The following is a 21,732-nucleotide window of genomic DNA, read 5'->3' on the forward strand; positions in this document are numbered from 1 at the left end:
AGGAGCGTGACAGCGATCGTTCTGGACGGCAAGGCAACCGCGGCGGAGATCAAGGACGAGCTCCGGATCCGGGTCAAGGCGCTCGCGGAGCGGGGAGTGGTCCCGGGTCTGGGCACCGTCCTGGTCGGCGCGGATCCCGGTTCGCAGGCGTACGTCAACGGAAAGCACCGGGACTGCGCCGAGGTGGGCATCGCCTCGCTGCGTCGGGAGCTGCCGGCGGACGCCACCCAGGACCAGGTCGAGGCGGTCGTCGCCGAACTCAACGCCGACCCGGCCTGCCACGGCTACATCGTCCAGCTGCCGCTGCCCGAGCACCTGGACACCCAACGGGTGCTGGAGCGGATCGACCCGGACAAGGACGCCGACGGGCTGCACCCGGTCAACCTCGGCCGGCTGGTGCTCGGCTACGCCGGGCCGCTGCCGTGCACCCCCCGGGGCATCGTCGAGCTGCTCCGCCGGTACGACGTACCGCTGCGCGGCGCCGAGGTGGCCGTGGTCGGCCGGGGCAACACCGTCGGTCGTCCGCTCGGCCTGCTGCTGACCCGGCGCAGCGAGAACGCGACCGTCACCCTCTGCCACACCGGCACCCTGGACCTCGCGAAGCACACCCGGACGGCCGACGTGGTGATCGTCGCCGCGGGCGTACCGGGGCTGCTCACGGCGGACATGGTCTGCTCGGACGCGGTGGTGGTCGACGTCGGCATCACCCGGGTGGTCGGCGCGGACGGCAAGGGCCGCTACACCGGCGACGTCGCGTCGGAGGTGGCGGACGTGGCCAGGGCGGTCGCCCCGATGCCCGGCGGAGTGGGCCCGATGACCAGGGCCATGCTGCTGACCAACGTGGTCGAACGCGCCGAGCGCGGCTGACGCCGGCCGACCCGGCGGTCCCGGGATGGGTGATCCGGTCAACGGCCGACGCCCCTGACCCGTTGAGTGCCAACATGACTGATACGGTCCGGAAAAAGCCGTCGCGTACAGGGAGTGGGACGACCATGGGTAAGGGTAAGGTCACCGTCGTCGGTGCCGGTTTCTACGGCTCGACCACCGCGCAGCGCCTGGCCGAGTACAACGTCTTCGACACGGTCGTGATCACCGACATCGTGGACGGCAAGCCGGAGGGGCTGGCGCTGGACCTCAACCAGTCGCGCCCGATCGAGGGCTTCGAGACGAAGGTCGTCGGAAAGACCACCGGCCCGAGCGGCGAGGGCTACGAGGTCATCGAGGGCTCCGACGTCGTGGTCATCACCGCCGGACTGGCCCGCAAGCCGGGCATGAGCCGGATGGACCTGCTGGAGACCAACGCCAAGATCGTCCGCCAGGTCGCCGAGAACGTCGCCAAGTTCGCCCCGAACGCCGTCGTGATCGTGGTCTCCAACCCGCTCGACGAGATGACCGCGATGGCCCAGCTGGCCACCCAGTTCCCGAAGCAGCGGGTGCTCGGCCAGGCCGGGATGCTGGACACCGCCCGGTTCAGCAACTTCGTCGCCGAGGCGCTGGACGTACCGGTGGGCTCGGTGCGGACGCTGACCCTCGGCTCGCACGGCGACACCATGGTCCCGGTCCCGTCCCGCAGCACCGTCGACGGCAAGCCGCTGCGCGAGGCGATGCCGGCCGAGCAGATCGAGGAGCTCGTGGTCCGGACCCGCAACGGCGGCGCCGAGGTGGTCGCGCTGCTGAAGACGGGTTCGGCGTACTTCGCGCCGTCGGCGGCGGCGGCCCGGATGGCGCGGGCCGTCATCGAGGACTCCGGCGAGGTCATGCCGGTCTGCGCCTGGGTCGACGGTGAGTACGGCATCTCGGGCGTCTACCTGGGCGTCGAGGCCGAGATCGGCCGGGAGGGCGTCCGCAAGGTCGTCGAAACCCCGCTGGACTCCGACGAGCTGGCCGCGCTGAACGCCGCCGCCGAGGCCGTCCGGGCCAAGCAGTCGGACATCGCCAACCTCTGACGACGGCTCAGCCGCCCGTTCGGCGGCAGACCGACACCGCCCCGCGACCCGCACCGGGTCGCGGGGCGGTCCGCTTCCGGGACGGGGTCGGCTTCAACCTGGTCTACCTGGGTACGGGTAAGGAGAGCATCGAGCCGGAGAGCCTGCGGCAGCGGTCGGCCCGGGCCGGGGTGGCGCGCCGGAGGGCATCCAGTACGCTCGTACTGTTGACTACCGTCCCCCGAGAGGAGCGCCCGGCCGTGGCGAAGATCAAGGTGACCAACCCGGTCGTCGAACTCGACGGCGACGAGATGACCAGGATCATCTGGAAGCAGATCCGCGAGCAGTTGATCCTGCCCTACCTCGACGTCGACCTGCGTTACTACGACCTGTCGATCCAGCACCGCGACGCCACCGACGACCAGGTCACCGTCGACGCCGCCAACGCCATCAAGGAACACGGCGTGGGCGTGAAGTGCGCGACCATCACCCCGGACGAGGCCCGCGTCGAGGAGTTCGGCCTCAAGAAGATGTGGCGTTCGCCGAACGGCACGATCCGGAACATCCTCGGCGGTGTCGTCTTCCGCGAGCCGATCATCATGTCCAACGTGCCGCGGCTGGTGCCCGGCTGGACCAAGCCGATCATCATCGGCCGGCACGCGCACGGCGACCAGTACAAGGCCAGCGACTTCGTCGTCCCCGGCCCGGGCACGGTGACCATCACGTACACCCCGTCCGAGGGCGGCGACCCGATCGAGATGGAGGTCGCCAACTTCCCCGGCGGCGGCATCGCGATGGGCATGTACAACTTCGACGAGTCGATCCGGGACTTCGCCCGCGCCTCGTTCCGGTACGGCCTGGACCGTGGCTACCCGGTCTACCTGTCCACCAAGAACACCATCCTCAAGGCCTACGACGGCCGGTTCAAGGACATCTTCGCCGAGGTGTTCGAGAACGAGTTCAAGTCGGAGTTCGACGCCGCCGGCATCACCTACGAGCACCGGCTGATCGACGACATGGTCGCCGCCGCGCTCAAGTGGGAGGGCGGCTACGTCTGGGCCTGCAAGAACTACGACGGTGACGTGCAGTCCGACACCGTCGCCCAGGGCTTCGGCTCGCTGGGCCTGATGACCTCCGTGCTGCTCTCCCCGGACGGACGTACCGTCGAGGCCGAGGCCGCGCACGGCACGGTGACCCGGCACTACCGGCAGTACCAGAAGGGCGAGAAGACCTCGACCAACCCGATCGCCTCGATCTACGCCTGGACCCGGGGCCTGGCCCACCGGGGCAAGCTGGACGGTACCCCGGCGGTCACCGAGTTCGCCGACACCCTGGAGCGGGTCATCGTCGACACCGTCGAGGGCGGCCAGATGACCAAGGACCTCGCCCTGCTGATCAGCCGGGACGCGCCGTGGCTGACCACCGACGAGTTCATGAACGCCCTGGACGAGAACCTCGCCAAGAAGATCAACGGCTGACCCCGGTCACCCGCCGCGAAGGCCCGCCGACCCGATCGGGGCGGCGGGCCTTTTCGCGTACGGGAAAAAGGGGCCGCCCCGCGCGGGCCCGAGCGGACGCCGGTACGTCACCCGGGGCGGCCTCGGCTCGTTGGACTAGGTGGATGCGATGCCAGTCGCGTCCGGGAGAACCGGCCGATCGAGAGTCCACCCCGCCTGGGGTGGACGCCCGGAGGTCTCTCCGGCTGTCGCGCACAGCCAGCCGTCCCTTCCCAGCGGGGGGCCCTGTCCCGGGCCCCCCGCGCCCCCGTCCGGGGCGGCGGTCAGGCCGCCTGGCGGAGCAGGTCCGCGGCCTGTTCGGGGGCGATGTCGTTGATGAAGACGCCCATCGCCGACTCCGAACCGGCGAGGTACTTCAGCTTGTCGGCCGCCCGCCGGATGCTGAACAGCTGCAGGTGCAGGTGGCCCAGCTCCCGGTCGGTCCGGACCGGGGCCTGGTGCCAGGCCGAGATGTACGGCATCGGCTTGTCGAACAGCCGGTCGAACCGGCGCAACAGGTCCAGGTAGAGCGGGCCGAACGCGTCCCGCTCGGCGTCGTCCAACGCCGGGATGTCCGGCACCGGCCGGTGCGGGGCGAGGTGCACCTCGAACGGCCAGCGGGCCGCCGCCGGCACGTACGCGGTCCAGTGCTCGTTCTCCGCGACCACCCGGTCCTTGGCGGCCCGCTCGGCGGCCAGCACGTCGGCGTACAGGTTGCCGCCGCCGGTGCGCTCGGCGTGCCGCCGCGCCGCCGCCAGCATCGCCCGGGTACGCGGCGTGACGAACGGGTACGCGTAGATCTGGCCGTGCGGGTGGTGCAGCGTCACGCCGATCTCCACGCCCCGGTTCTCGAAGCAGAACACCTGCTCCACCCCGGGCAACCCGGACAGCGCGGTGGTCCGGTCGGCCAACGCGTCCAGCACGGTACGTACCCGGGGCGGGGCCAGCCGGGCGAACGAGCTGTCGTGCTCGGCGGTGAAGCAGACCACCTCGCACCGCCCGGTCCCGGGCCGGGTCGGTGACAGCGGGGTCAGCTCACCGGCGGGCTCCCCGGGCCGGTCGCTGAACGACGGGAACCGGTTCTCGAAGACGGCCACGTCGTAGTCGTACGCCGGGATCTCGGTGGACCGCTCGGGCGTCGACGGGCACAGCGGGCACTGGTCGGTCGGCGGGAGGAAGATCCGGGTCTGCCGGTGCGCGGCGACCGCCACCCACTCGTCCACCAGCGGGTCGTAGCGCAGCTGCGAGGCCGGCGGTGGCGGTGGCAGGTCCCGCCGGTCCGGCACCTCCCGGACGGCGTCGTCGCGCTCGTCGAAATAGATCAACTCGCGCCCGTCGGCGAGTCGGACCGCGGTGCGTCTCATGCCGACGAACGCTAGCGCGCCCGTCGCGGCGGCGGTAAGTGGGGTGTGATCAGGCCGGTTGCAGCCGGGGCTCGACCCAGCCGGTGTCGGTCAGATGGGCCAGCACGGCCTGCACCGCCTCCTCCACGGTCAGCGCGCTGGTGTCCAGCACCAGGTCGGCGTCGGTCGGCTCCTCGTACGGGTCGTCGACACCGGTCATCCCGGTCAGCAGGCCGGCCCGGGCCCGGGCGTACAGGCCCTTGCGGTCGCGCCGCTCGCAGACCTCCAGCGGGGTCGCGACATGCACCAGCAGGAACCCTGCACCGGCCGCCAGGGCCATCTGTCGGGCGGTCGCGCGGGCCTTCGCGTACGGGGCGATCGGGCAGCACAGCGCCATGCCGCGGTGCCGGGCCACCTCGGCGGCGACCCAGCCGATCCGGCGTACGTTGAGATCGCGGTCGGTGCGGCTGAAGCCGAGCCCGGCGGACAACTCCCGGCGGACCACGTCGCCGTCCAGCAGGGTGACCGTCCGGTCCCCGCTCTCCCGCAGCGCGTCGGCCAGGCCGCGGGCGATTGTGGACTTGCCGGAACCGGACAGGCCGGTGAAGAACACCACGACGCCGCGGTGCCGGCGGGGCGGCCGGGCCCGGGCCAGCTCCTTGGCCACCGCCGGCGGGGTGTGCCACTCGGGCAGCGGGAAGCCCCGGTCGAGCAGGTCCTCGATCTCCTCGGCGCGCAGCGCCAACCGCCGGTTGCGCGGCGGGATGTCGTCCCGCCAGCGCCACTGACCGTCCCGGTTGTCGTAGGCCAGCTCGCGCGGCACCAGCACCCGCAACCCACCGCCGGAGAGCATCTCGCCGGTGGACAGCAGGTGGGTGACGCCGAAGGCGGCGGCCACCCGGGCGCGCAGCAGCGCGTCCCGGATCTCGTCACCGCGGCGGGCCAGCGGCACCGCCACCAGGGTGGCCGGCGGCATCCGGTCCCTCGCTGCGAACACGCTGCGGACCAGCACCTCCGGCGGCAGCCCGTCCGCCGCCGGCTCGCTGATCGGGATCAGGACCAGCAGGTGCGCGGCGAGGGTACGGGCCGCGTGGGCGATCTGCGCCAGCTGCGGGCGGTGCAGCGGCCGGTCGGCGATGACGCCGAGCACCCGCCCCGGCGGCAGCAGGCCGCGCACCTCGTCCGGCATCCGGCGCAACCGCTGGAACGGACCGTGCCCGCCGTCGCCGATGCGCCGGATCGGACCGCCGACACCGGACAGGCCCTCCCGGACCGACCAGACGTCGGTGGCCTCCAGCAGCGCCATCGGGGCGCCCTCGGTGTCGGTCAGCACCAGGGTCCGCCGCCCCGGGTCACCGGGGTCGAGTTCCTCGGCCACGGCGGTCGGCACGTGCAGGGTCACCGGCGCGGGCCACGGCGTACCGTCGGCGAGCCGTCCCCGGCGGCCGAGCGAGGCGACGTCGGCCCGGCCCATGAACCCGGTCAACGGCGCGTACGCCCCGTTGACCAGCAGTTCCAGATCGGCCAGCTCGTACGGACGCGGCGTGTACGCCGGCGCGTCGCGCAGCACCTCGTCGGGCAACGTCCACCCGTTGCTCATCGCACCCCCACCTTCCGACCGGCACACAGTTTCGCAGTACACGGCCCGTCGGTCGAGAGCGCCACTCCACGAGTGCCCACCGACCTGATCGGAACGGGTGCCGACGAGGGCCGTGCCGCCGGCCCGGGCCGGACCGGCGGCGGTGCCGCAGCGGGCCCGGTACCAGGTGCGGAAGGGGTCGTCAGGCCGGCTGGAGCGGGGCGGCGCCGAAGGAGACCGCGAACCGCTTGCACCAGATCGTGACGCTGCCCAGGTCGGTGAGGTCGACGTTCGCCGGGATCGGGTAGCTCTGGTCGCCGCGGTTGCCCTTCAACCGGGCCAGCTCGACCCAGCGGCCGTCGTCGAAGACCTGCCAGCCGGCCCGACCGGTACGGACCGGCTGGTCGGTCAGCCAGACCCGCAGGTCCGGACCGTTCGAGGTGGCCAGGCCGACCAGCTCCAACCGGTGCGACCCGTCGGGCAGCCGGACGATTCGGGCGGCGCCCGTCGTCCGGTGCTCGTGGCTGACGAACTCACCCCGGCTGACCAGCACCGGCCGGGTCGCCCCCGCGGCCGGCCCGGCGGTCGCGGTGCTGCCCGGCGCGCCGGACGGTGCGGTCGTACCCGGGGTGCCGGCCGGTGCCGACGGCCCGGCTTCCGGGGTGGCCAGGCTCTCGGTGACCTGCTGGTCGGTGACCAGCTTCCAGGGTTGGAACCAGTACAGACCGGCGCCGGCACCGACCAGGAGAACGGCGAGCACGATCCAGGTCAGCGGCGCGCGGAGCAGACGAGCGAACATGGCCCCCAGTCAACCGTGGTGCGGCCCCGGCGCGGGGCCGGCCGGGATTACCGGGTGCTTACGGCTCGTCCCGTCGACGCCGGTCCGGGCGGGCCGAAGCCGGCTGCGGCGGTGTCCCCCTAGGGGCGGGTCGGCCGGGGGAACCAGGGAGCGACCAGGGTCGAGCCTGGACCACGGTGGTGCGCGCGGTCAATACGCTGTGGGCGTGACCCTGATCGCGACCCAGTCGCTCACCAAGACGTACGGCGGGCGGGTGACGGCGTTGTCCGACCTCACGGTCGCCGTCGAACCCGGCATCGTCGGGCTGGTCGGCGCCAACGGCGCCGGCAAGTCCACCTTCATCAAGATCCTGCTCGGCCTGCTCGAACCCACCAGCGGGCAGGCCCGCGTGCTCGACCTCGACCCGACGACCGAGCCGATGGCGGTCCGGGCCCGGGTGGGTTACATGCCCGAGCACGACTGCCTGCCGCCGGACCTGTCCGCGGCCGAGTTCGTCACCCACATGGCCCGGATCAGCGGCCTGCCCCGGACCGCCGCCCGCGAGCGGGCCTCCGAGGCGCTGCGGCACGTCGGCCTCTACGAGGAGCGCTACCGCCAGGTCGGCGGCTACTCCACCGGCATGAAGCAGCGGGTGAAACTGGCCCAGGCGCTGGTGCACGATCCGGACCTGCTGCTGCTCGACGAACCGACCAACGGCCTGGACCCGGCCGGCCGGGACGCCATGCTCGCCCTGATCCAGCGGATCGGCGGGGAGTTCGGCATCTCGGTGCTGGTCTGTTCGCACCTGCTCGGCGAGGTCGAGCGGATCTGCGACTCGCTGGTGGCCATCGACGGCGGCCGGCTGCTGCGGTCGGACAACATCGCCGCGATGACCACCGCCACCGACGTGTTGTCGATCGAGGTCAGCGAGGGCGCCGACGAGCTGGCCGCCCGCCTCGCGGCGCTCGACCTGCCGGTCCAGCGGGACGGCCGGCTGCTGCTGGTGCCGCTCGCCGACGACGGCACGTACGACCAGATCCTGACCGCGGTGGCCGAGCTGGACCTGCCGCTGCACCGGCTCGACCAGCGCCGGCACCGGGTCGCCGAGCTCTTCGCCAGCAGGGAGACCGCCAGTGCCAACGCTTGAGACCCGTACCTCGGCACCGGACGGGGTCATCCACGACATCGGCTACCAGCGCTACGCCGGGCCGCGGCTGGGCCGGCGGCACGTGGTCGGCGCGCTCTACGGACACGCGCTGCGGACCGCCTTCGGCCTGGGCCGCAGCGCCAAGGCCAAGATCTTCCCGTGGCTGATCGTCGGCATCGTGGTGGTGGTCGCCACCGTGCTGACCGCGGTCCGGGCCCAGTTCGGCCAGGTCATCATGACCTACGCCCAGTTCGCCGACTCGATGAGCTGGCTGGTGATCTTCTTCGTCGCGGTGATCGGTCCGGAACTGGTCTCCCGGGACATCCGCAGCGGCGTGCTGCCGCTTCACTTCTCCCGGCCGCTGCGCCGCGGCGACTACGCGTTGGCCAAGCTCGGCGCCATGTTCACCGCGGTCTGGTTGCTGCTCGGCGGCCCGCAGCTGCTGATGTTCCTCGGCGCGGCGTTCACCACCGGCAACGGCCTGCGCGGCGTCTGGGACGAGTTCCTGGACCTGCTGCCCGGCCTGGCCTACGCCGGCATCTGGGCGGCGGTGTTCGCCTCGGTCGGCCTGCTGGTGGCCTCGCTGACCGGCAAGCGGGCGTTCGCCGCCGGCGGCATCGTCGCGGTGTTCCTGATGACCACCCCGGTCGCCGGGGTGCTGTCGGTCCTGCCGTCCCGGACGGTCAACGAGCTGGCCGGCCTGGTCTCGCCGTCGAGCCTGGTGCAGGGCGTCGGCGGCTGGCTGTTCCACGGCCAGCTGATCACCGCGGGCCGGGAGGGCGGCCTGTCGACCGGCCACTTCGGGCCGGTCTACGGCGCGGTCGCCATGGTCCTGGTCGTCGCCTGCACCCTGTTGCTGCTCCTGCGTTACCGGAAGGTCGCCTCGTCATGACCAACGTGGAACTGCGCGGGGTGTCCCGCTGGTACGGCAACGTGGTGGCGGTCAACGACATCACGATGACCCTCGGCGCGGGCGTGACCGGCCTGCTCGGCCCGAACGGCGCGGGCAAGACCACCGTGCTGCACATGATGGCGGGGTTCCTGTCCCCGTCCCGGGGCGCGGTCACCGTCGGCGGCACGCCGAGTTGGCGCAACCCGGCCGTCTACCGGCAGATCGGGCTGGTCACCGAGCGGGAGGCGGTGCACGGCTTCCTCAGCGCCTACGAGTTCGTGCTGGCCAGCGCGAAACTGCACAAGCTGGACGAGCCGGAGGCGGCGGCCCGGCGGGCGATCGAACTGGTCGAGATGACCGACGTCCAGGACCGCCGGATCGCCACGTACTCGAAGGGGATGCGGCAGCGGACCCGGGTGGCCGCCGCGCTGGTGCACGACCCGGAGGTACTGCTGCTCGACGAGCCGTTCAACGGCATGGACCCGCGGCAGCGCCTGCACATGATGGAGCTGCTGCACGCGCTCGGCGGCCAGGGCCGGACCATCCTGTTCAGCTCGCACATCCTGGAGGAGGTCGAGCAGCTCTCCGGCACCGTGCAGGTGATCGTGGCCGGTCGGCTGGCCGCCTCCGGCGACTTCCGGACGATCCGCCGGTTGATGACCAACCGGCCGCACGTCTTCGCCGTCCAGTCCACCGACGACCGGGCGCTGGCGGTGGCGCTGATGGCCGAGGCGTCGGTCACCGGCGTCGAGATCGACCGGGCCGGGCTGACCGTCCGGGCCGGCGACTACGGCAGCTTCACCCGGGCGCTACCCAAGATCGCGCTACGCGCCGGGATCCGGGTACGCCGACTGCTGCCCTCCGACGAGTCCCTCGAGAGCGTCTTCAGCTACCTGGTGGAGGTTTAACGGTGAACGCGACCATCGCCTGGATCACCGCGCGCGGACTGTTCGGCCGTCGCCGGGTGCTGTTGCTGCTGCCGCTGCCCGTACTGCTGGTCGGGCTGGCCGTGGTGGCCCGGACGGCCGGCGTGGACGGGGCACAGTGGGCCCAGCCCGTGCTGGTCGGGTTGGGGCTCGGCGTGGTGCTGCCGGTGATCGCCCTGATCGTCGGCACCGGCGTGCTCGGTTCGGAGATCGACGACGGCACGATCGTGCACATCCTCACCAAGCCGCTGCCACGCTGGCAGATCGTGCTGCCGAAGCTGGCCGTCGCGGCCGGCGTGACCGCGCTGACCGCGGCCCTGCCGCTGTACGTCGCGGGGGTGCTGGCCGACTCGGCCCGGCTCGGGCTGGCCCTGGCCGCGGCGAGCGCGGTCGGCGCGCTGGCCTACTCGGCGCTGTTCCTGGCGCTCAGCCTGGTCACCCGGCGGCCGGTGCTGCTCGGCCTGGTCTACGTGCTGATCTGGGAGGGCCTGCTGAGCAACCTGGTCACCGGCACCCGGGTGCTGTCGATCCAGCACTACGTGATCGCCATCGCCGACAAGATCGCGTCAACGCCGCTGTTGGGCACCACGGTCTCGTTCGGGGTGTCGGTCGCGATGTGCGCGGTCATCACGGTCGGCTTCACCGCGCTGGCCGTCGACCGGCTCCGCTCGTTCAGCGTGGCCGGCGAGACGAGCTGACCGCGGTCCCCGGCGACGCGGGCGCTGCCGGCCGGCCGATCGGCCGACGCGACGACCACCGGCCCCACCCAGCGGGGCCGGTGGCCACGCCCGGCGGTCCCGCGCCACGCGGGGTCGCCGGGCGGTTCCGGTGCTCAGCCGGTGTTGCGCATGCCGGCGGCGATGCCGTTGACCGTGGTGAGCAGGGCGCGTTCCAGGGCGGTGCCGTCGCCGGGGGCGCGCCGACCGCCCGGCGCGGTGGCCACCGCCCGACCGGGGGCGCCGGACTCCCGGTACTGGCGCAGCAGGGCCACCTGGAGGTGATGCAGCGGCTCCAGGTAGGTGTCCCGGACGGCCAGGGTGCGTTGCAGCACCGGCGAGTTCTCCAGCAGCGCGGGGGACGACGTGATGGCCAGCACCTCGCGCTTGGTCAGCTCGTACTCCTCGCTGATCTTGTCGAAGATCGGCCGCAGCGGCTCCGGGACGAGCGTCTCGACGTACCGGCGGGCGATGTTCAGGTCGGTCTTGGTCAACATCATCTCGACGTTCGACAGGAACGTGGAGAAGAAGTGCCAGCTGCGGTGCATCTCGGCCAGCACGTCCGCCAGCCCGGCCTCCCGGGCGGCGGCCAGGCCGGACCCGACGCCGAACCAGCCGGGCACGATCTGCCGGGTCTGGGTCCAGCCGAACACCCACGGGATGGCCCGCAGGCCGGCCAGCCCGGCCCCGGTGTTGGGCCGCTTGGCCGGCCGGGAACCGATGTTCAGCGCGCCGAGCAGCTCGGTCGGGGTGGACGCCCAGAAGTACGCCGGCAGGTCCGGGTCCTCCACCAGCGACCGGTACGCCCGATAGGCAGCCTCGGAGACGGTGTCCATCGTCGCGTCCCAGTGCTGCAGGGTCTCGGCCGGCTGCCGCGGCGCGGTCACCAGCAGCGCGCTCTGCAGCACGGCGGCCAGGGTCAGTTCCAGGTTCTCCCGGGCCAGCGACGGCAGGGTGTACTTGTCGGAGATCACCTCGCCCTGCTCGGTCACCTTGATCGCGCCGTCCAGCGTTCCGTACGGCTGGGCCAGGATCGCCTCGTGCGTCGGCCCACCGCCGCGCCCCACGGTGCCGCCCCGGCCGTGGAACAACCGCAGCCGTACGCCGTGCCGGTGGGCCACGTCCCGCAGCGCGCGCTGTGCCCGGTGGATGGACCACTGGGAGGTGGTGATGCCGGCCTCCTTGTTGGAGTCGGAGTAGCCGAGCATCACCTCCTGCACGTTGCCCCGGGCGGACACCACGGCCCGGTAGGCGGGGATGGAGAGCAGTTCGTCCAGCAGGTCGCCGCCGGCCTTCAGCTCGGCCGGGGTCTCCAGCAGCGGGACGAACCCGATCAGGGCCCGGCCGCTGTGCACGTCCACCAGGCCGGCCTCGCGGGCCAGCAGCACCGCGGCCAGCACGTCGTCCGCGCCCATCGTCATCGAGATGATGTACGACTCGACGACCTCCTCGCCGAACCGGTCCTGGACGTCGCGGATGGCGCCGAACACGTCGAAGGTCTTGCGGGCCGGCTCGGTCAGCGGGGTGTCCAGCCGGGACAGCGGGCGGCGGCCGGCCAGCTCCTCGGCGAGCAGCTTGGTCCGGTCGGCCCGGCTGAGGCCGTGGTAGTCGGCCACCTCGCCGACCAACCCGTACAGCTGGCCGAGCACGACGTGGTGCGCCTCGGCGTGTTCGCGGACGTCCATCGTGGCCAGGTGCAACCCGAACGCCGACACGGTACGGATCACCGAGGCGAGCCGGCCGATCGCGGTGAGCTGCCCGGAGTTGCGGGCCAGCGAGGCGCGCATCAGCTCCAGGTCGGCGATCAGTTCGGCCGAGCCCAGGTAGTCCCGCCCCGGTACGTGCGGGGTGCCCTGGCGCAGCCGGAGCCGGGTGTTGGCCAGCTTGGCCCGGACGCACCGGGCCTTGAGCCGGTACGGCTCCTCGGCGTTGATCCGGCGGAACCGGGTCGCCACCTCGGGCAGCGCGTCCAGGTCCTTGGCCAGGCTGGCGGACAGGTCCAGGGACACCCCGCGCAGCCGGCGGGACACCGACACCTCGTTGATCAGCGACTCCATCGCCGCGTCGGCGGCGAGCAGGCCGTGCTCGTGCTGGATGAGTAGCACCTCGCGGGTGACCTGCGGGGTGACGAACGGGTTGCCGTCCCGGTCGCCGCCGATCCAGGTGCCGAAGGTGAGCGGCCGGGAGGTGGGTGAGGTCTCCACGCCCACGCTGCGCAGCGTCTCGGCGAGGTTGTCCAGCACCTGCGGGGCCGCCTCGGCGTACAGGTCGCGCAGGTAGTAGATGGCGTTGCGGGCCTCGTCGGTGGGGTCCGGCCGGTCCAACCGCAGCTCGTCGGTCTGCCACAGCAGGTCGAGCAGTTCGGCCAGCCGTCGGTTGGCCGGGCCCTCGTCGCTGGCGCCGTACAGGATCGCGGCGGCGGTCTCCGCGTCCAACTCGTCGGCGACGGCCCGCAGCTTCGACAGGATCGACCGGCGGGCCGCCTCGGTCGGGTGCGCGGTGAAGACCGGCCGTACGGCCAGCCGACGCGCGGTGGCGGCCACCTCCTCGGCGGGCACCCCGCGCTCGGCGATCAGCTTGGCCGCCTGGTCCAGCCAACCGCCGTGGGTGGCCCGCTGCCGGCGCAGGTCGCGCGCGCGGTGCACCTGCTCGGTGATGTTGGCCAGGTGGAAGTAGGTGGAGAAGGCGCGGGCCAGCTTGGTGCCGGTGCCGACGTCCATCGTGCCGAGCCGCTGTGCGGCGGCGTCAGCGTCGGACCGGACCAGGGCCCGGATCTCCTCGACCAGGTCCAGCAGGGGTGGACCCTCCTGCCGGGCGAGGGTCTGGCCGAGGAGGGTGCCGAGTCGGCGGATGTCGGCCCGGAGGGCCGCGTCGGGGCCGTCATGTCGCGGGGAGTCAGTCACGGTCCGCTCCTAACCTTGGTGGGGCTGGACCGCGCTGTCCGACATGCTGGATCGTAGCCGTGACCGGGCCCCCGGTGCCGAGCGGACCCGGGTTTGTCGCTCTGTGCACGACCCGAAAAGTCCTTACGCGCAGGGCCGGGAGGTTTCGGTGAGGACTACCTCACACTTCGGCCGGCTACCGTACTCTCCGGTCGGCCCGGCGGCGGGACAGCACGGTGGCGGCGAACAGGGCGAGCAGGCCGACCAGCGCCCACACCGCCAGCCAGACCAGCGGCCAGCCGGCGGCCCGGGGCTGGAAGTACGCGACCGACTTGATCAGGTCGGTGGCCAGGCCGGGCAGGTTCCAGCGGTGCATGCCGGCGAAGAAACCGGGCAGGAACTCGGGCGGGTAGATCCCGCCGGAGCCGGGGTTGCCAATCACCACCAGCAGCAGGATGACCAGGCCGGTGCCGAGCAGGCCGAGCCAGGCCTGCACCGCGGCGGCGGCGGTGGCCGCGGCGAAGACGATCAGCACGTTCGCGGCGAAGACGCTGGCGAACCGGGTCTGCCACACGCCCAGCAGCGGGCCGGTGACCAGCGCCCCGGCCAGCCCGAGCAGCGCCGCGTAGCCGGCGAACGCGGCGACCCGCAGGCCGGCCCGGCGGGTGGTGGCGGGGGTGGTGCCGATCGAGATGCCGAGCACCGCCGACCCGAGGTAGCCGCCCAGCACCAACCCGATGGCCAGGTAGAACGGCACCAGCCCGCGCGGGTCGTCGGGCGACACCGGCACCCGGTCGGTGACGGTCAGCGGCAGTTGGGCCCGCTGGGCCGCCGTACCGATGACCTGGTCGACCAGGTCGGCGGCGATCGGCCCGGCGGCGCTGGCGGTGGTCAGGGTGAACCCGGGTGTCCCGTCGGGCGGGTTCGAGGTGAGCACCGCGTAGACCGCGCGGTCGGTGAGGGCGGCGTCGGCGGCGGCGCGGTCGGCGTACTGGAAGGTCGTGATCTGGTCGGTGCGGGTCACGACGGTGTCGGTCAGCTCCCGCGCGGCGCGGTCGTCGCGGACCACCCCGACCGGTACGTCGCGCGGCGTTGGCTTGTGCAGCGCGCCGGCGTAGGCCGCGATGAACGCGGTGGCCAGCACCAGCGTGCCGAACAGCAGGGCCGCGCCACGGACCGTCGCCCGGCGGAACTCGCGGTTTCCGGTCGGCTCGGCGCGGACGCCGAGGCTCTCGCCGGCCCGGTGTTCCTCGCTGCTCATTTCGTCATAATATGGTAGTTTTAACCGTTTGGGTTGGCCGATAGCGTGCGGTCATGTCCCCGTTGACCTATCCACCGAAGCCGCGACCCGGCGACCGGGTCGCCGTGCTCTCCCCGTCTGCCGGCCTGCCGGCGATCTTCCCCGAGGTGCACGAGCTGGGCCTGCGCCGGCTGCGTGACACCTTCGGGCTGATCCCGGTCGAGTACCCGACCACCCGGATCATGGGCGCCGACCCGGCCGACCGGGCCCGGGACGTGACCGCCGCGTTCGCCGACCCGTCGATCGCCGCGGTGCTGGCCACCATCGGCGGCGACGACCAGATCACCGTCCTGCCGCACCTGGACGACGCGGTGCTGCGGGCCAACCCCAAGCCGTTCTTCGGCTTCTCGGACAACACCAACCTGCTCAACCACCTGTACGGGCTGGGCCTCGTCGGCTACCACGGCGGCTCGGTCATGGTCCACCTCGGCCGCGCCGGCGGCCTGCACCCGGCCACGGCCGACTCGTTGCGCGCCGCGCTGTTCGACTCCGACTGGTACGAACTGCGCCCGTCCGTCGACTGGACCGACGAGCCCGGCGACTGGCGCGACCACGACGTCCTGGCCGGCCCGCCGCGGATGTTCCCCGGCGAGGGGTGGACCTGGGCCGGCCCGGAGCGGCTGGTCGAGGGCACCCTCTGGGGCGGCAACCTGGAGATCCTGTCCTGGCTGGCGCAGGCCGACCGGATCGGCCCGACCGCCGGCCTCGCCGGCTGCGTCTTCCTGATCGAGACCTCGGAGGAGTTGCCCCCGGACGTCGAGGTTTACCGCATCCTGCGCAACCTCGGCGAGCGCGGCCTGTTGGCCGGCTTCCCGGCCGTTCTGGTCGGTCGGGCCAAGGCGTGGCACCACGAGCGCCCGCTCGCCGGGCCGGAGAAGCGGGCGTACGTCACCGCCCAGCGCGCCGCCGTCACCCGCGCCCTGGCCGAGTACGCCCCGGACGCGGTGGTGGTCTTCGACCTCGACGTCGGGCACACCGACCCGCAGTTGATCCTCCCGTACGGCGGCACCGTCCGGGTCGACGGCACCACCCGTCGCGTCCACGCCCGCTACTGATCCCGGGGCCCCGGCCTGGTCGGTGTTGACAGGTAGGAAATTTCCTACCTATTCTTCGGGCATGAACATCACCCACACCAGATTCGTCACCGTGCCCGTGACCGACCAGGACCGGGCCAGGGCCTTCTACGTGGACACCCTCGGCTTCGAGGTGGTCGTCGACCGCCGGGTCGGGCCGGTCCGCTGGATCCAGGTCGCGCCGAAGGGCGCCCAGACCAGCTTCACGCTGGCCACCGCAGCGGGCTTCGAGCCGGGCAGCGCCCAGGGCATCGTGCTGGAGAGCGCCGACCTGGAGGCCGACTGCGCCCGACTGACCGAGTGCGGCGCCCTCGTGAAGGGCCCGACCGAGTACCCCTGGGGTCGACAGGCCGTGTTCACCGACCCGGACGGCAACCGGCTGGTCCTGGCCACCCCGACGCCGGTCGGCTTCTGAGCGCCGCGATGCCGACCACGGACGCCCCCGCCGACCGGGTCTTCGCGGCGCTGGCCAGCCCGGTACGCCGGGAGGTGCTGCGGCTGCTGCGGGACGCCGGGCCGCAGCCGGTGGCCCGGTTGGCCGGATCCTTCGACATGGCCCGGCCCAGCTTCTCCGAGCACCTGCGGGTGCTGCGCGAGTGCGGGCTGGTCAGCGAACGCAGGGTCGGCCGGCAGCGGCTCTACCAGCTGGAGGCCGTACCGTTGACCGAGGTGCGGGACTGGCTCGACCCGTTCGAGCGGTTCTGGCGCGGGAAGCTCACCGACCTGCGTACCGTCCTCGACACGATGGACGAGGACGCCGATGGCTGACGACCCGGATCCGACCGTCGTGCGGGTCGATCAGTTCCTGCCGCATCCGCCGGCGAAGGTGTGGCGGGCACTGACCGAGCCGGAGCTGATCGCACGGTGGCTGATGCCCGGCGACTTCCGGCTGGAGGTCGGTCACCGCTACACCATGCGCGGGCTGGCCGTGCCGGCCACCGGCTTCTCCGGCACGGTACGGGCCGAGGTGCTGGCCTTCGAGCCGGAACGGATGCTGCGGCTGGGCTGGCGGGACGCCGACCCGGCGCCCGGCGCCCAGGTGGACTGGACGATCACCTGGACCCTGCGCGCCGAGGGGAGAGGCACCCGGCTGTTCGTCGTCCACGAGGGCTTCGATCCGGACAACCCCGTCCAGCAGCGGGCCCGCCAGATCATGTCCGGCGGCTGGCGCTCCCGGGTGCTGACCGCCCTCCGCGACACCGTCGACCACATGTAGGTCCCGCCGTGCCGCCACCCGCGTCGCGGCTGGCCAGGCTGGGCTGGGTGCACTTCTTGCTGCTGGAGCGACAACAACTGCACCCAGCTCGGCTTGCCGCCGACTCTGCCACGGCGGCGGCGCTCGGTTTGTGCGCATCCACTGCGGTCATCGCGACACTGGATGCGCACAAACCGCGGTGGCGCGGGGCGGTGGTCAGCGGAGGCGGGTTGTGGCGTGCAGGTGGTCGAAGATGATCTGGTCGACGGGGGAGACGCGGTGGCGGTCGGCGTGGGTGAGCCAGACGAGTTCCTCGATCTCGCTGTCCGGTCGCAGGTCGCCGGTGAAGTCGGCCCCGTAACAGGTCATCCGGACCAGCAGGCCGTCCGGATGCCCGTGCGCCTGGGCGGAGAAGGTGCCGAGGTGCGTGGCGCTCGCCGGCACGATCGCCACGCTCGACTCCCGACCTACCGCTGCTCGCGGACGAAGACGCCGGCTCCGGGAGCCCCGTCCACCAGGTCGCGCGCCTTCAGCCAGTCGACCGCCGACCGGACGACCTGACGCGAGACGCCGAATTCGGCACACAGTTCGGTGCCGGAGGGCAGCTTCGATCCCGGCGGGTAGACGCCCGACTCGATCCGTTCGGTCAGGGCGTCGATGAGCTTCTGCTTCTTCGTGTACGCAGGCATGGGCAGGCTTCCGTGGCAGGTGCCCGGGGTGGAGTTGCAGCTCCGATCCCCGGGCCTTGACCGGGAAGGAGCCCGGCCCATGCGCAATCTACCCACCCCTGCCCACCCACCCTGGTGTCTGCGCGGTCCGGACTGCGCGTCGTCCGGTGGCCTGCACCTGTCCCGGCTGGTCAGTGCCGCTCCGCTGGGCACGGAGGTGATCCAGGTCGGGGCCGCCCGGTGGCGGATGGACGTCGGTCCGGCCACGCCGGAGGGCGTACTGCTGGAGCTGTCGGCCGGTGACCACGTCGAGCGGTGGCCGATCGGTCTGGCCCAGGCCGCCAATCTCGTGCCGGTCCTGGGCGGCCTGCTCCGCCTCTCCACGCCCGCCGTCGCGCCGGCGGCCTGAGCCGCCGGGCGGCGACGGTTCCGGCTCAGTCGCAGAGCACGGCGCGCAGCGCGGCCAGTGGCCCCTGGCTCGGTGGCACCGGCGGCAGGCCGCGCACGTCCCGGTCGATGTCGAAGACGTTGGTCGCGAGGACGACCTGCCGGGCGCCGTCGACCGTGGTCGCGGCCAGGCTGGTGAAGCCGGGGCCGCCGCCGTCGGTGGTCCACACGTCGACCGGGCCCGACCCGCACGGTAGGGCCATCCGTTGCACCCCCAGGCCGTACCCGCTGTCCGGGACCACGGTCAGCAGCTCGCGCTGCTGCTCCGGCCGCAGCAACCGGCCGCCGAACAGCGCCCGGTGGAACCGGGCCAGGTCGGCCACGGTGGAGATCATGGCACCGGCGGTCCAGTCGTACGACGGGCTGAAGGTGGTCAGGTCCCGGTGCGCGAGGTCGTAGCCGTGCAGGTGCCGGCCGTGGATCTCCGGATCGGTGACCGGGAAGGAGGTGTCCCGTAGGCCGAGCCGGTCGATCAGCCGGTGCCGCACCTCGGCCGGGGCCGGCTTCCCGGTGACCGACTCGATGATCATGCCGATCAGTAGGTAGTTGGTGTTGGAGTAGTGCCACGAGCTGCCCGGCGGGAAGTCCGGCCGGTGCGCCATCGCGTCGGCCACCACCCGCCGGGGCGGGTAGACGTATCCCCGGTCGTCGCGGTCCAGCCAGGGCGCCCAGAAGTCCCGCTCGCCGGTCGGGTCCCAGATCCCGCTGGTGTGGTTCAGCAGCTGTCGGACGGTGATCCTCGATCCGTCGTTCCCGTTCCCCCGGACCACGCCCGGCAGCCACCGCTGCACCGAATCGTCCAACGACAGGCGCCCCTCGCCGACCAGTTGCAGCAGCACGGTGGCGACGAACGCCTTGGTGTTGCTGGCGATCCGGAACCGGTCGTCCGGCCGGGCCGGCGCGCCGGTCGCCAGGTCGGCCACCCCGGCCGAGACCCGCCCGTTCCGGTCGCCCACCCGGGCGTACGCGACCACCCCCGGGTAGCCGTCCGCCACCTGTTGCTCGACGGCGGCCCGCAGCCCGGCCGGCACACCGGCCCCGGCGGCGGCTCCCGCCGGTACGGGCGCGGCGATCCCGCCGACCAGCAGGACGGCCACCGTCCCACCCGACACCAGAACCCGCAACGAACGACGCATCGGGTCCTCCCTTCGATTGCGCGGAAATTGACCCTTCGACCGTGCCGCCCGGTGTCGCCCGGGTCGATCCGGCCAGCCCGACGCCGCGGTCCGGGCAGCCCGAGGAAACCCGGGGGTTAACCCCATGGCCATCGCCCGCCCCCGTTGGGCAGGCTGACACCCGACCGGCGGCCGGCCCTCGTCCGCCGGGTAACGAGGCGCCGCCCGACCAGCGGAACGCCGGGGAGGGACCGATGTCGCGATACCGCCGGGCCCCGCGGGAACTGGGGTACGCGTTGCTCGGCCTGCCGCTGGCGGTGGCCGGCCTGGCGTACGTGGTGGTCGGGGTGCTGGTCGGCGCGGTCCTGTCGGTGACGCTGCTCGGCCTGCCGGTGCTGGCCGGTGCGGTACGTGGCGCCCGCGGCTGGGGCGCCGTGCACCGGGGGCTGGCCCGCCGGATGCTCGGCACCGACGTCGCCGCACCCCGCCCGCCGGGCCGTTCGACCGCCCGGGCGGCGAGCACCGGGACGGCAGCCCGGACGACCACGGTGGCGAGCCCGATGATCGGCTGGATCCGGGCCGGGCTGACCGACCGTACGGGCTGGCGGGCCGTCGGTTACCTGGTGCTCAAGCCACCGGTGGCGATCGTCGCGGCCGTGCTGGGCGTGGCCTTCGCCGGCTACGGGCTGGTCTTCGTCAGCTTCCCGTTCTGGTGGCGGGCCGTCCGGCCGGTCAACCTCGACAGCCGGGGCCGTCCGCACCGGGCCGCCCTGCAACTGGGGGACTTCTTCTTCGACAGCTGGCCGCGGGCCCTGCTGCTCGCCCTGGTGGGCGTCGTCCTGCTGTTGGTCGGGCCATGGCTGCTGCACGGTGTCCTGCTGCTGGACCGGCTGCTGGCGCGTGGCCTGCTCGGCCCGACCGGCCTGGCCGGTCGGGTGGACGACCTGGAGCGCAGCCGGGCGTACGCGGTGGACGACTCGGCGGCCCGGCTGCGCCGCATCGAGCGGGATCTGCACGACGGCGCCCAGGCCCGGCTGGTCGCCCTGGCGATGCGGCTGGGCCTGGTCAGGGAGAAACTGGACGGCGTGGCCGGGCCGGAGCTGCGCCGGCTCGTCGACACCGCGCACCAGGACGCCAAGGACGCGATCGTCGAGCTGCGCGACCTGGCCCGCGGCATCCACCCGCCCCAGCTCGACACCGGGCTCGAACCGGCGCTGGCCACGCTGGTCCGGCGCGGGTCGGTGCCGGTTGACCTGCGGGTGGACGTACCGGACCGGCCGGCACCGGCGGTCGAGACCATCGCGTACTTCTGCGTCGCGGAACTGCTGACCAACGTGGCCAAGCACAGCGGCGCCGGTCAGGCCACGGTCGCGGTGCTCGGCCGGGGTCCGCGGCTGGTGCTGCGGGTGGCCGACGACGGGTCCGGCGGCGCCCGGCCCGGCGTCACTGGCGGCCTGGCCGGCCTGCGGGACCGGGTCCGGACCGTGGACGGCGACCTGGAGATCGACAGCCCGCCCGGCGGCCCCACGGTGGTCACCGTCGACCTGCCGGCCCGCCGGTGACCGCGCTCCGGGTGGTCGTCGCGGAAGACTCCGCGGTGCTGCGCGACGGGCTGGTCCATCTGCTGGCCGATCGGGGACACCGGGTGGTGGCCGCGGTGGGTGACGGGGACGCGCTGCGCCGGGCGGTCGCGGAGCACCGTCCGGACGTGACCGTGGTGGACATCCGGATGCCGCCCACGCACACCGACGAGGGGCTGCGCGCCGCCGTGGCGCTGCGGGCCGGCGAGCCGCGTCCGGCCGTCCTGGTCTTCTCCCAGTACGTCGAGCCCCGGTACGCCACGCGGTTGCTGGCCACCGGCGCGGAGGGGGTCGGCTATCTGCTCAAGGACCGGGTGGCCGACGTCGGTGAGTTCGTCGCCGCGCTGGGTCGGGTGGCGGGCGGCGGCACGGTGCTCGACCCGGAGGTGGTCGACGGGCTCCTCGGGGCGCCGCGCCGGGACGACCCGCTGGCCGGGCTCACCCCTCGGGAACAGGAGGTGCTGCGACTGATGGCCGAGGGCCGGTCCAACGTCGCGATCGCCGCGACGATGCACTTCAGCGTCGGCGCGGTGGAGAAGCATGTGACCAACATCTTCGCCAAGCTCGGCCTGCCGCCGTCGGAGGTCGACCACCGCCGGGTGCTGGCCGTGCTGCGCCACCTGCGGGCCTGACCGGGCCGCCGGACCGCGTCGGACCGCGCCGGCTCCGC

21 protein-coding genes and 1 pseudogene are annotated in these 21,732 nt (G+C 73.0%); 14 read left to right on the forward strand and 8 right to left on the reverse strand.

The window, feature by feature from the left end:
- The first annotated feature begins 6 nt into the window (after nt 1-6).
- From ACFOX0_RS22790 to ACFOX0_RS22800, 3 genes are all read left to right on the forward strand, one after another.
- Nucleotides 7-867 carry a bifunctional methylenetetrahydrofolate dehydrogenase/methenyltetrahydrofolate cyclohydrolase gene (locus ACFOX0_RS22790; RefSeq protein ID WP_377549421.1) on the forward strand — a complete coding sequence of 287 codons (861 nt, stop codon included), beginning with the start codon at nt 7-9 and terminating at the stop codon, nt 865-867.
- Nucleotides 868-992: 125 nt separating this feature from the next.
- A complete protein-coding gene (locus ACFOX0_RS22795) occupies nt 993-1,946 on the forward strand; it encodes a malate dehydrogenase (protein WP_377549423.1) in 954 nt (317 codons plus the stop codon).
- 239 nt (nt 1,947-2,185) lie between these two features.
- Nucleotides 2,186-3,403 carry an NADP-dependent isocitrate dehydrogenase gene (locus tag ACFOX0_RS22800; RefSeq protein WP_377549602.1) on the forward strand — a complete coding sequence of 406 codons (1,218 nt, stop codon included), beginning with the start codon at nt 2,186-2,188 and terminating at the stop codon, nt 3,401-3,403.
- A 302-nt stretch (nt 3,404-3,705) separates the two neighbouring features.
- Here the strand turns inward: ACFOX0_RS22800 and galT are convergent, their stop codons facing one another.
- The 3 genes from galT to ACFOX0_RS22815 form a co-directional block, all read right to left on the reverse strand.
- On the reverse strand, nt 3,706-4,785 hold the full coding sequence (gene galT / locus ACFOX0_RS22805; protein WP_377549425.1) for a galactose-1-phosphate uridylyltransferase: 1,080 nt from the start codon (nt 4,783-4,785) through the stop codon (nt 3,706-3,708).
- Between the two features lie 49 nt (nt 4,786-4,834).
- Nucleotides 4,835-6,364, reverse strand: a complete 1,530-nt coding sequence (cysC, locus tag ACFOX0_RS22810; RefSeq protein WP_377549427.1) for an adenylyl-sulfate kinase — start codon at nt 6,362-6,364, stop codon at nt 4,835-4,837.
- Nucleotides 6,365-6,545: 181 nt separating this feature from the next.
- A complete protein-coding gene (locus tag ACFOX0_RS22815) occupies nt 6,546-7,142 on the reverse strand; it encodes a DM13 domain-containing protein (RefSeq protein WP_377549429.1) in 597 nt (198 codons plus the stop codon).
- A 205-nt stretch (nt 7,143-7,347) separates the two neighbouring features.
- On the opposite strand from ACFOX0_RS22815, the gene ACFOX0_RS22820 reads away from it, so the two are divergent.
- The 4 genes from ACFOX0_RS22820 to ACFOX0_RS22835 are packed head-to-tail and all read left to right on the forward strand — an operon-like array spanning nt 7,348 to nt 10,784.
- On the forward strand, nt 7,348-8,268 hold the full coding sequence (locus tag ACFOX0_RS22820) for an ABC transporter ATP-binding protein (RefSeq protein ID WP_377549431.1): 921 nt from the start codon (nt 7,348-7,350) through the stop codon (nt 8,266-8,268).
- Nucleotides 8,255-9,160, forward strand: coding sequence for an ABC transporter permease (locus ACFOX0_RS22825; RefSeq protein WP_377549433.1), 906 nt, complete (start codon nt 8,255-8,257; stop codon nt 9,158-9,160). Before ACFOX0_RS22820 ends, ACFOX0_RS22825 begins: the two co-directional genes overlap by 14 nt.
- Nucleotides 9,157-10,068: an ABC transporter ATP-binding protein gene (locus ACFOX0_RS22830; protein WP_377549435.1), complete on the forward strand. Its 912-nt coding sequence runs from the start codon at nt 9,157-9,159 to the stop codon at nt 10,066-10,068. The genes ACFOX0_RS22825 and ACFOX0_RS22830 overlap by 4 nt, the downstream gene beginning before the upstream one ends.
- 2 nt (nt 10,069-10,070) lie before the next feature.
- Nucleotides 10,071-10,784: an ABC transporter permease gene (locus tag ACFOX0_RS22835; RefSeq protein WP_377549437.1), complete on the forward strand. Its 714-nt coding sequence runs from the start codon at nt 10,071-10,073 to the stop codon at nt 10,782-10,784.
- A gap of 134 nt (nt 10,785-10,918) precedes the next feature.
- On the opposite strand, the gene ppc is transcribed toward ACFOX0_RS22835, so the two are convergent.
- Both ppc and ACFOX0_RS22845 read right to left on the reverse strand, forming a co-directional pair.
- Nucleotides 10,919-13,705, reverse strand: a complete 2,787-nt coding sequence (gene ppc / locus ACFOX0_RS22840; RefSeq protein ID WP_377549439.1) for a phosphoenolpyruvate carboxylase — start codon at nt 13,703-13,705, stop codon at nt 10,919-10,921.
- 175 nt (nt 13,706-13,880) lie between these two features.
- On the reverse strand, nt 13,881-14,945 hold the full coding sequence (locus ACFOX0_RS22845; protein ID WP_377549441.1) for a hypothetical protein: 1,065 nt from the start codon (nt 14,943-14,945) through the stop codon (nt 13,881-13,883).
- A gap of 53 nt (nt 14,946-14,998) precedes the next feature.
- Between ACFOX0_RS22845 and ACFOX0_RS22850 the strand changes: the two genes are divergently transcribed.
- The 4 genes from ACFOX0_RS22850 (at nt 14,999) to ACFOX0_RS22865 (ending at nt 17,273) form a co-directional block, all read left to right on the forward strand.
- Nucleotides 14,999-16,039 (forward strand): S66 family peptidase, encoded by a 1,041-nt coding sequence (locus tag ACFOX0_RS22850; protein ID WP_377549443.1) that lies wholly within the window; start codon nt 14,999-15,001, stop codon nt 16,037-16,039.
- Between the two features lie 61 nt (nt 16,040-16,100).
- On the forward strand, nt 16,101-16,472 hold the full coding sequence (locus ACFOX0_RS22855; RefSeq protein WP_377549445.1) for a VOC family protein: 372 nt from the start codon (nt 16,101-16,103) through the stop codon (nt 16,470-16,472).
- Nucleotides 16,473-16,480: 8 nt separating this feature from the next.
- Nucleotides 16,481-16,825 carry an ArsR/SmtB family transcription factor gene (locus ACFOX0_RS22860; protein WP_377549447.1) on the forward strand — a complete coding sequence of 115 codons (345 nt, stop codon included), beginning with the start codon at nt 16,481-16,483 and terminating at the stop codon, nt 16,823-16,825.
- Nucleotides 16,818-17,273 (forward strand): SRPBCC family protein, encoded by a 456-nt coding sequence (locus ACFOX0_RS22865; RefSeq protein ID WP_377549449.1) that lies wholly within the window; start codon nt 16,818-16,820, stop codon nt 17,271-17,273. Before ACFOX0_RS22860 ends, ACFOX0_RS22865 begins: the two co-directional genes overlap by 8 nt.
- A 195-nt stretch (nt 17,274-17,468) precedes the next feature.
- Here the strand turns inward: ACFOX0_RS22865 and ACFOX0_RS22870 are convergent.
- Nucleotides 17,469-17,723 (reverse strand): annotated as a pseudogene (locus ACFOX0_RS22870) (NUDIX hydrolase); the annotation flags it as partial.
- Complete coding sequence (locus ACFOX0_RS22875; RefSeq protein ID WP_377549451.1) at nt 17,720-18,022, reverse strand: winged helix-turn-helix domain-containing protein; 303 nt, start codon at nt 18,020-18,022, stop codon at nt 17,720-17,722. The gene ACFOX0_RS22875 and the pseudogene ACFOX0_RS22870, both read right to left, overlap by 4 nt.
- Between ACFOX0_RS22875 and ACFOX0_RS22880 the strand changes: the two genes are divergently transcribed.
- Nucleotides 18,021-18,329 (forward strand): hypothetical protein, encoded by a 309-nt coding sequence (locus tag ACFOX0_RS22880; protein ID WP_377549453.1) that lies wholly within the window; start codon nt 18,021-18,023, stop codon nt 18,327-18,329. The genes ACFOX0_RS22875 and ACFOX0_RS22880 overlap by 2 nt on opposite strands.
- Nucleotides 18,330-18,354: 25 nt before the next feature.
- Here the strand turns inward: ACFOX0_RS22880 and ACFOX0_RS22885 are convergent, their stop codons facing one another.
- Entirely contained in the window at nt 18,355-19,503 is a 1,149-nt protein-coding gene (locus ACFOX0_RS22885) for a serine hydrolase domain-containing protein (RefSeq protein ID WP_377549455.1), read from the reverse strand.
- A 233-nt stretch (nt 19,504-19,736) separates the two neighbouring features.
- On the opposite strand from ACFOX0_RS22885, the gene ACFOX0_RS22890 reads away from it, so the two are divergent.
- On the forward strand, nt 19,737-21,044 hold the full coding sequence (locus tag ACFOX0_RS22890; RefSeq protein ID WP_377549457.1) for a sensor histidine kinase: 1,308 nt from the start codon (nt 19,737-19,739) through the stop codon (nt 21,042-21,044).
- Nucleotides 21,041-21,694 (forward strand): response regulator, encoded by a 654-nt coding sequence (locus ACFOX0_RS22895; protein WP_377549459.1) that lies wholly within the window; start codon nt 21,041-21,043, stop codon nt 21,692-21,694. Before ACFOX0_RS22890 ends, ACFOX0_RS22895 begins: the two co-directional genes overlap by 4 nt.
- Nucleotides 21,695-21,732: the final 38 nt, after the last annotated feature.

Source organism: Micromonospora zhanjiangensis, from assembly GCF_042650605.1.
Classification (GTDB): Bacteria; Actinomycetota; Actinomycetes; order Mycobacteriales; family Micromonosporaceae; genus Micromonospora_J; species Micromonospora_J zhanjiangensis.

Coding starts and splice junctions, on each gene's coding strand:
- ACFOX0_RS22815 (WP_377549429.1), bottom strand. CDS start 7,142: ATGTTCGCTCGTCTGCTCCGCGCGCCGCTGACCTGGATCGTGCTCGCC.
- ACFOX0_RS22795 (WP_377549423.1), top strand. CDS start 993: ATGGGTAAGGGTAAGGTCACCGTCGTCGGTGCCGGTTTCTACGGCTCG.
- ACFOX0_RS22890 (WP_377549457.1), top strand. CDS start 19,737: ATGTCGCGATACCGCCGGGCCCCGCGGGAACTGGGGTACGCGTTGCTC.
- ACFOX0_RS22860 (WP_377549447.1), top strand. CDS start 16,481: ATGCCGACCACGGACGCCCCCGCCGACCGGGTCTTCGCGGCGCTGGCC.
- ACFOX0_RS22880 (WP_377549453.1), top strand. CDS start 18,021: ATGCGCAATCTACCCACCCCTGCCCACCCACCCTGGTGTCTGCGCGGT.
- ACFOX0_RS22830 (WP_377549435.1), top strand. CDS start 9,157: ATGACCAACGTGGAACTGCGCGGGGTGTCCCGCTGGTACGGCAACGTG.
- ACFOX0_RS22850 (WP_377549443.1), top strand. CDS start 14,999: ATGTCCCCGTTGACCTATCCACCGAAGCCGCGACCCGGCGACCGGGTC.
- ACFOX0_RS22865 (WP_377549449.1), top strand. CDS start 16,818: ATGGCTGACGACCCGGATCCGACCGTCGTGCGGGTCGATCAGTTCCTG.
- cysC (WP_377549427.1), bottom strand. CDS start 6,364: ATGAGCAACGGGTGGACGTTGCCCGACGAGGTGCTGCGCGACGCGCCG.
- ACFOX0_RS22855 (WP_377549445.1), top strand. CDS start 16,101: ATGAACATCACCCACACCAGATTCGTCACCGTGCCCGTGACCGACCAG.
- ACFOX0_RS22885 (WP_377549455.1), bottom strand. CDS start 19,503: ATGCGTCGTTCGTTGCGGGTTCTGGTGTCGGGTGGGACGGTGGCCGTC.
- ACFOX0_RS22845 (WP_377549441.1), bottom strand. CDS start 14,945: ATGAGCAGCGAGGAACACCGGGCCGGCGAGAGCCTCGGCGTCCGCGCC.
- ACFOX0_RS22875 (WP_377549451.1), bottom strand. CDS start 18,022: ATGGGCCGGGCTCCTTCCCGGTCAAGGCCCGGGGATCGGAGCTGCAAC.
- galT (WP_377549425.1), bottom strand. CDS start 4,785: ATGAGACGCACCGCGGTCCGACTCGCCGACGGGCGCGAGTTGATCTAT.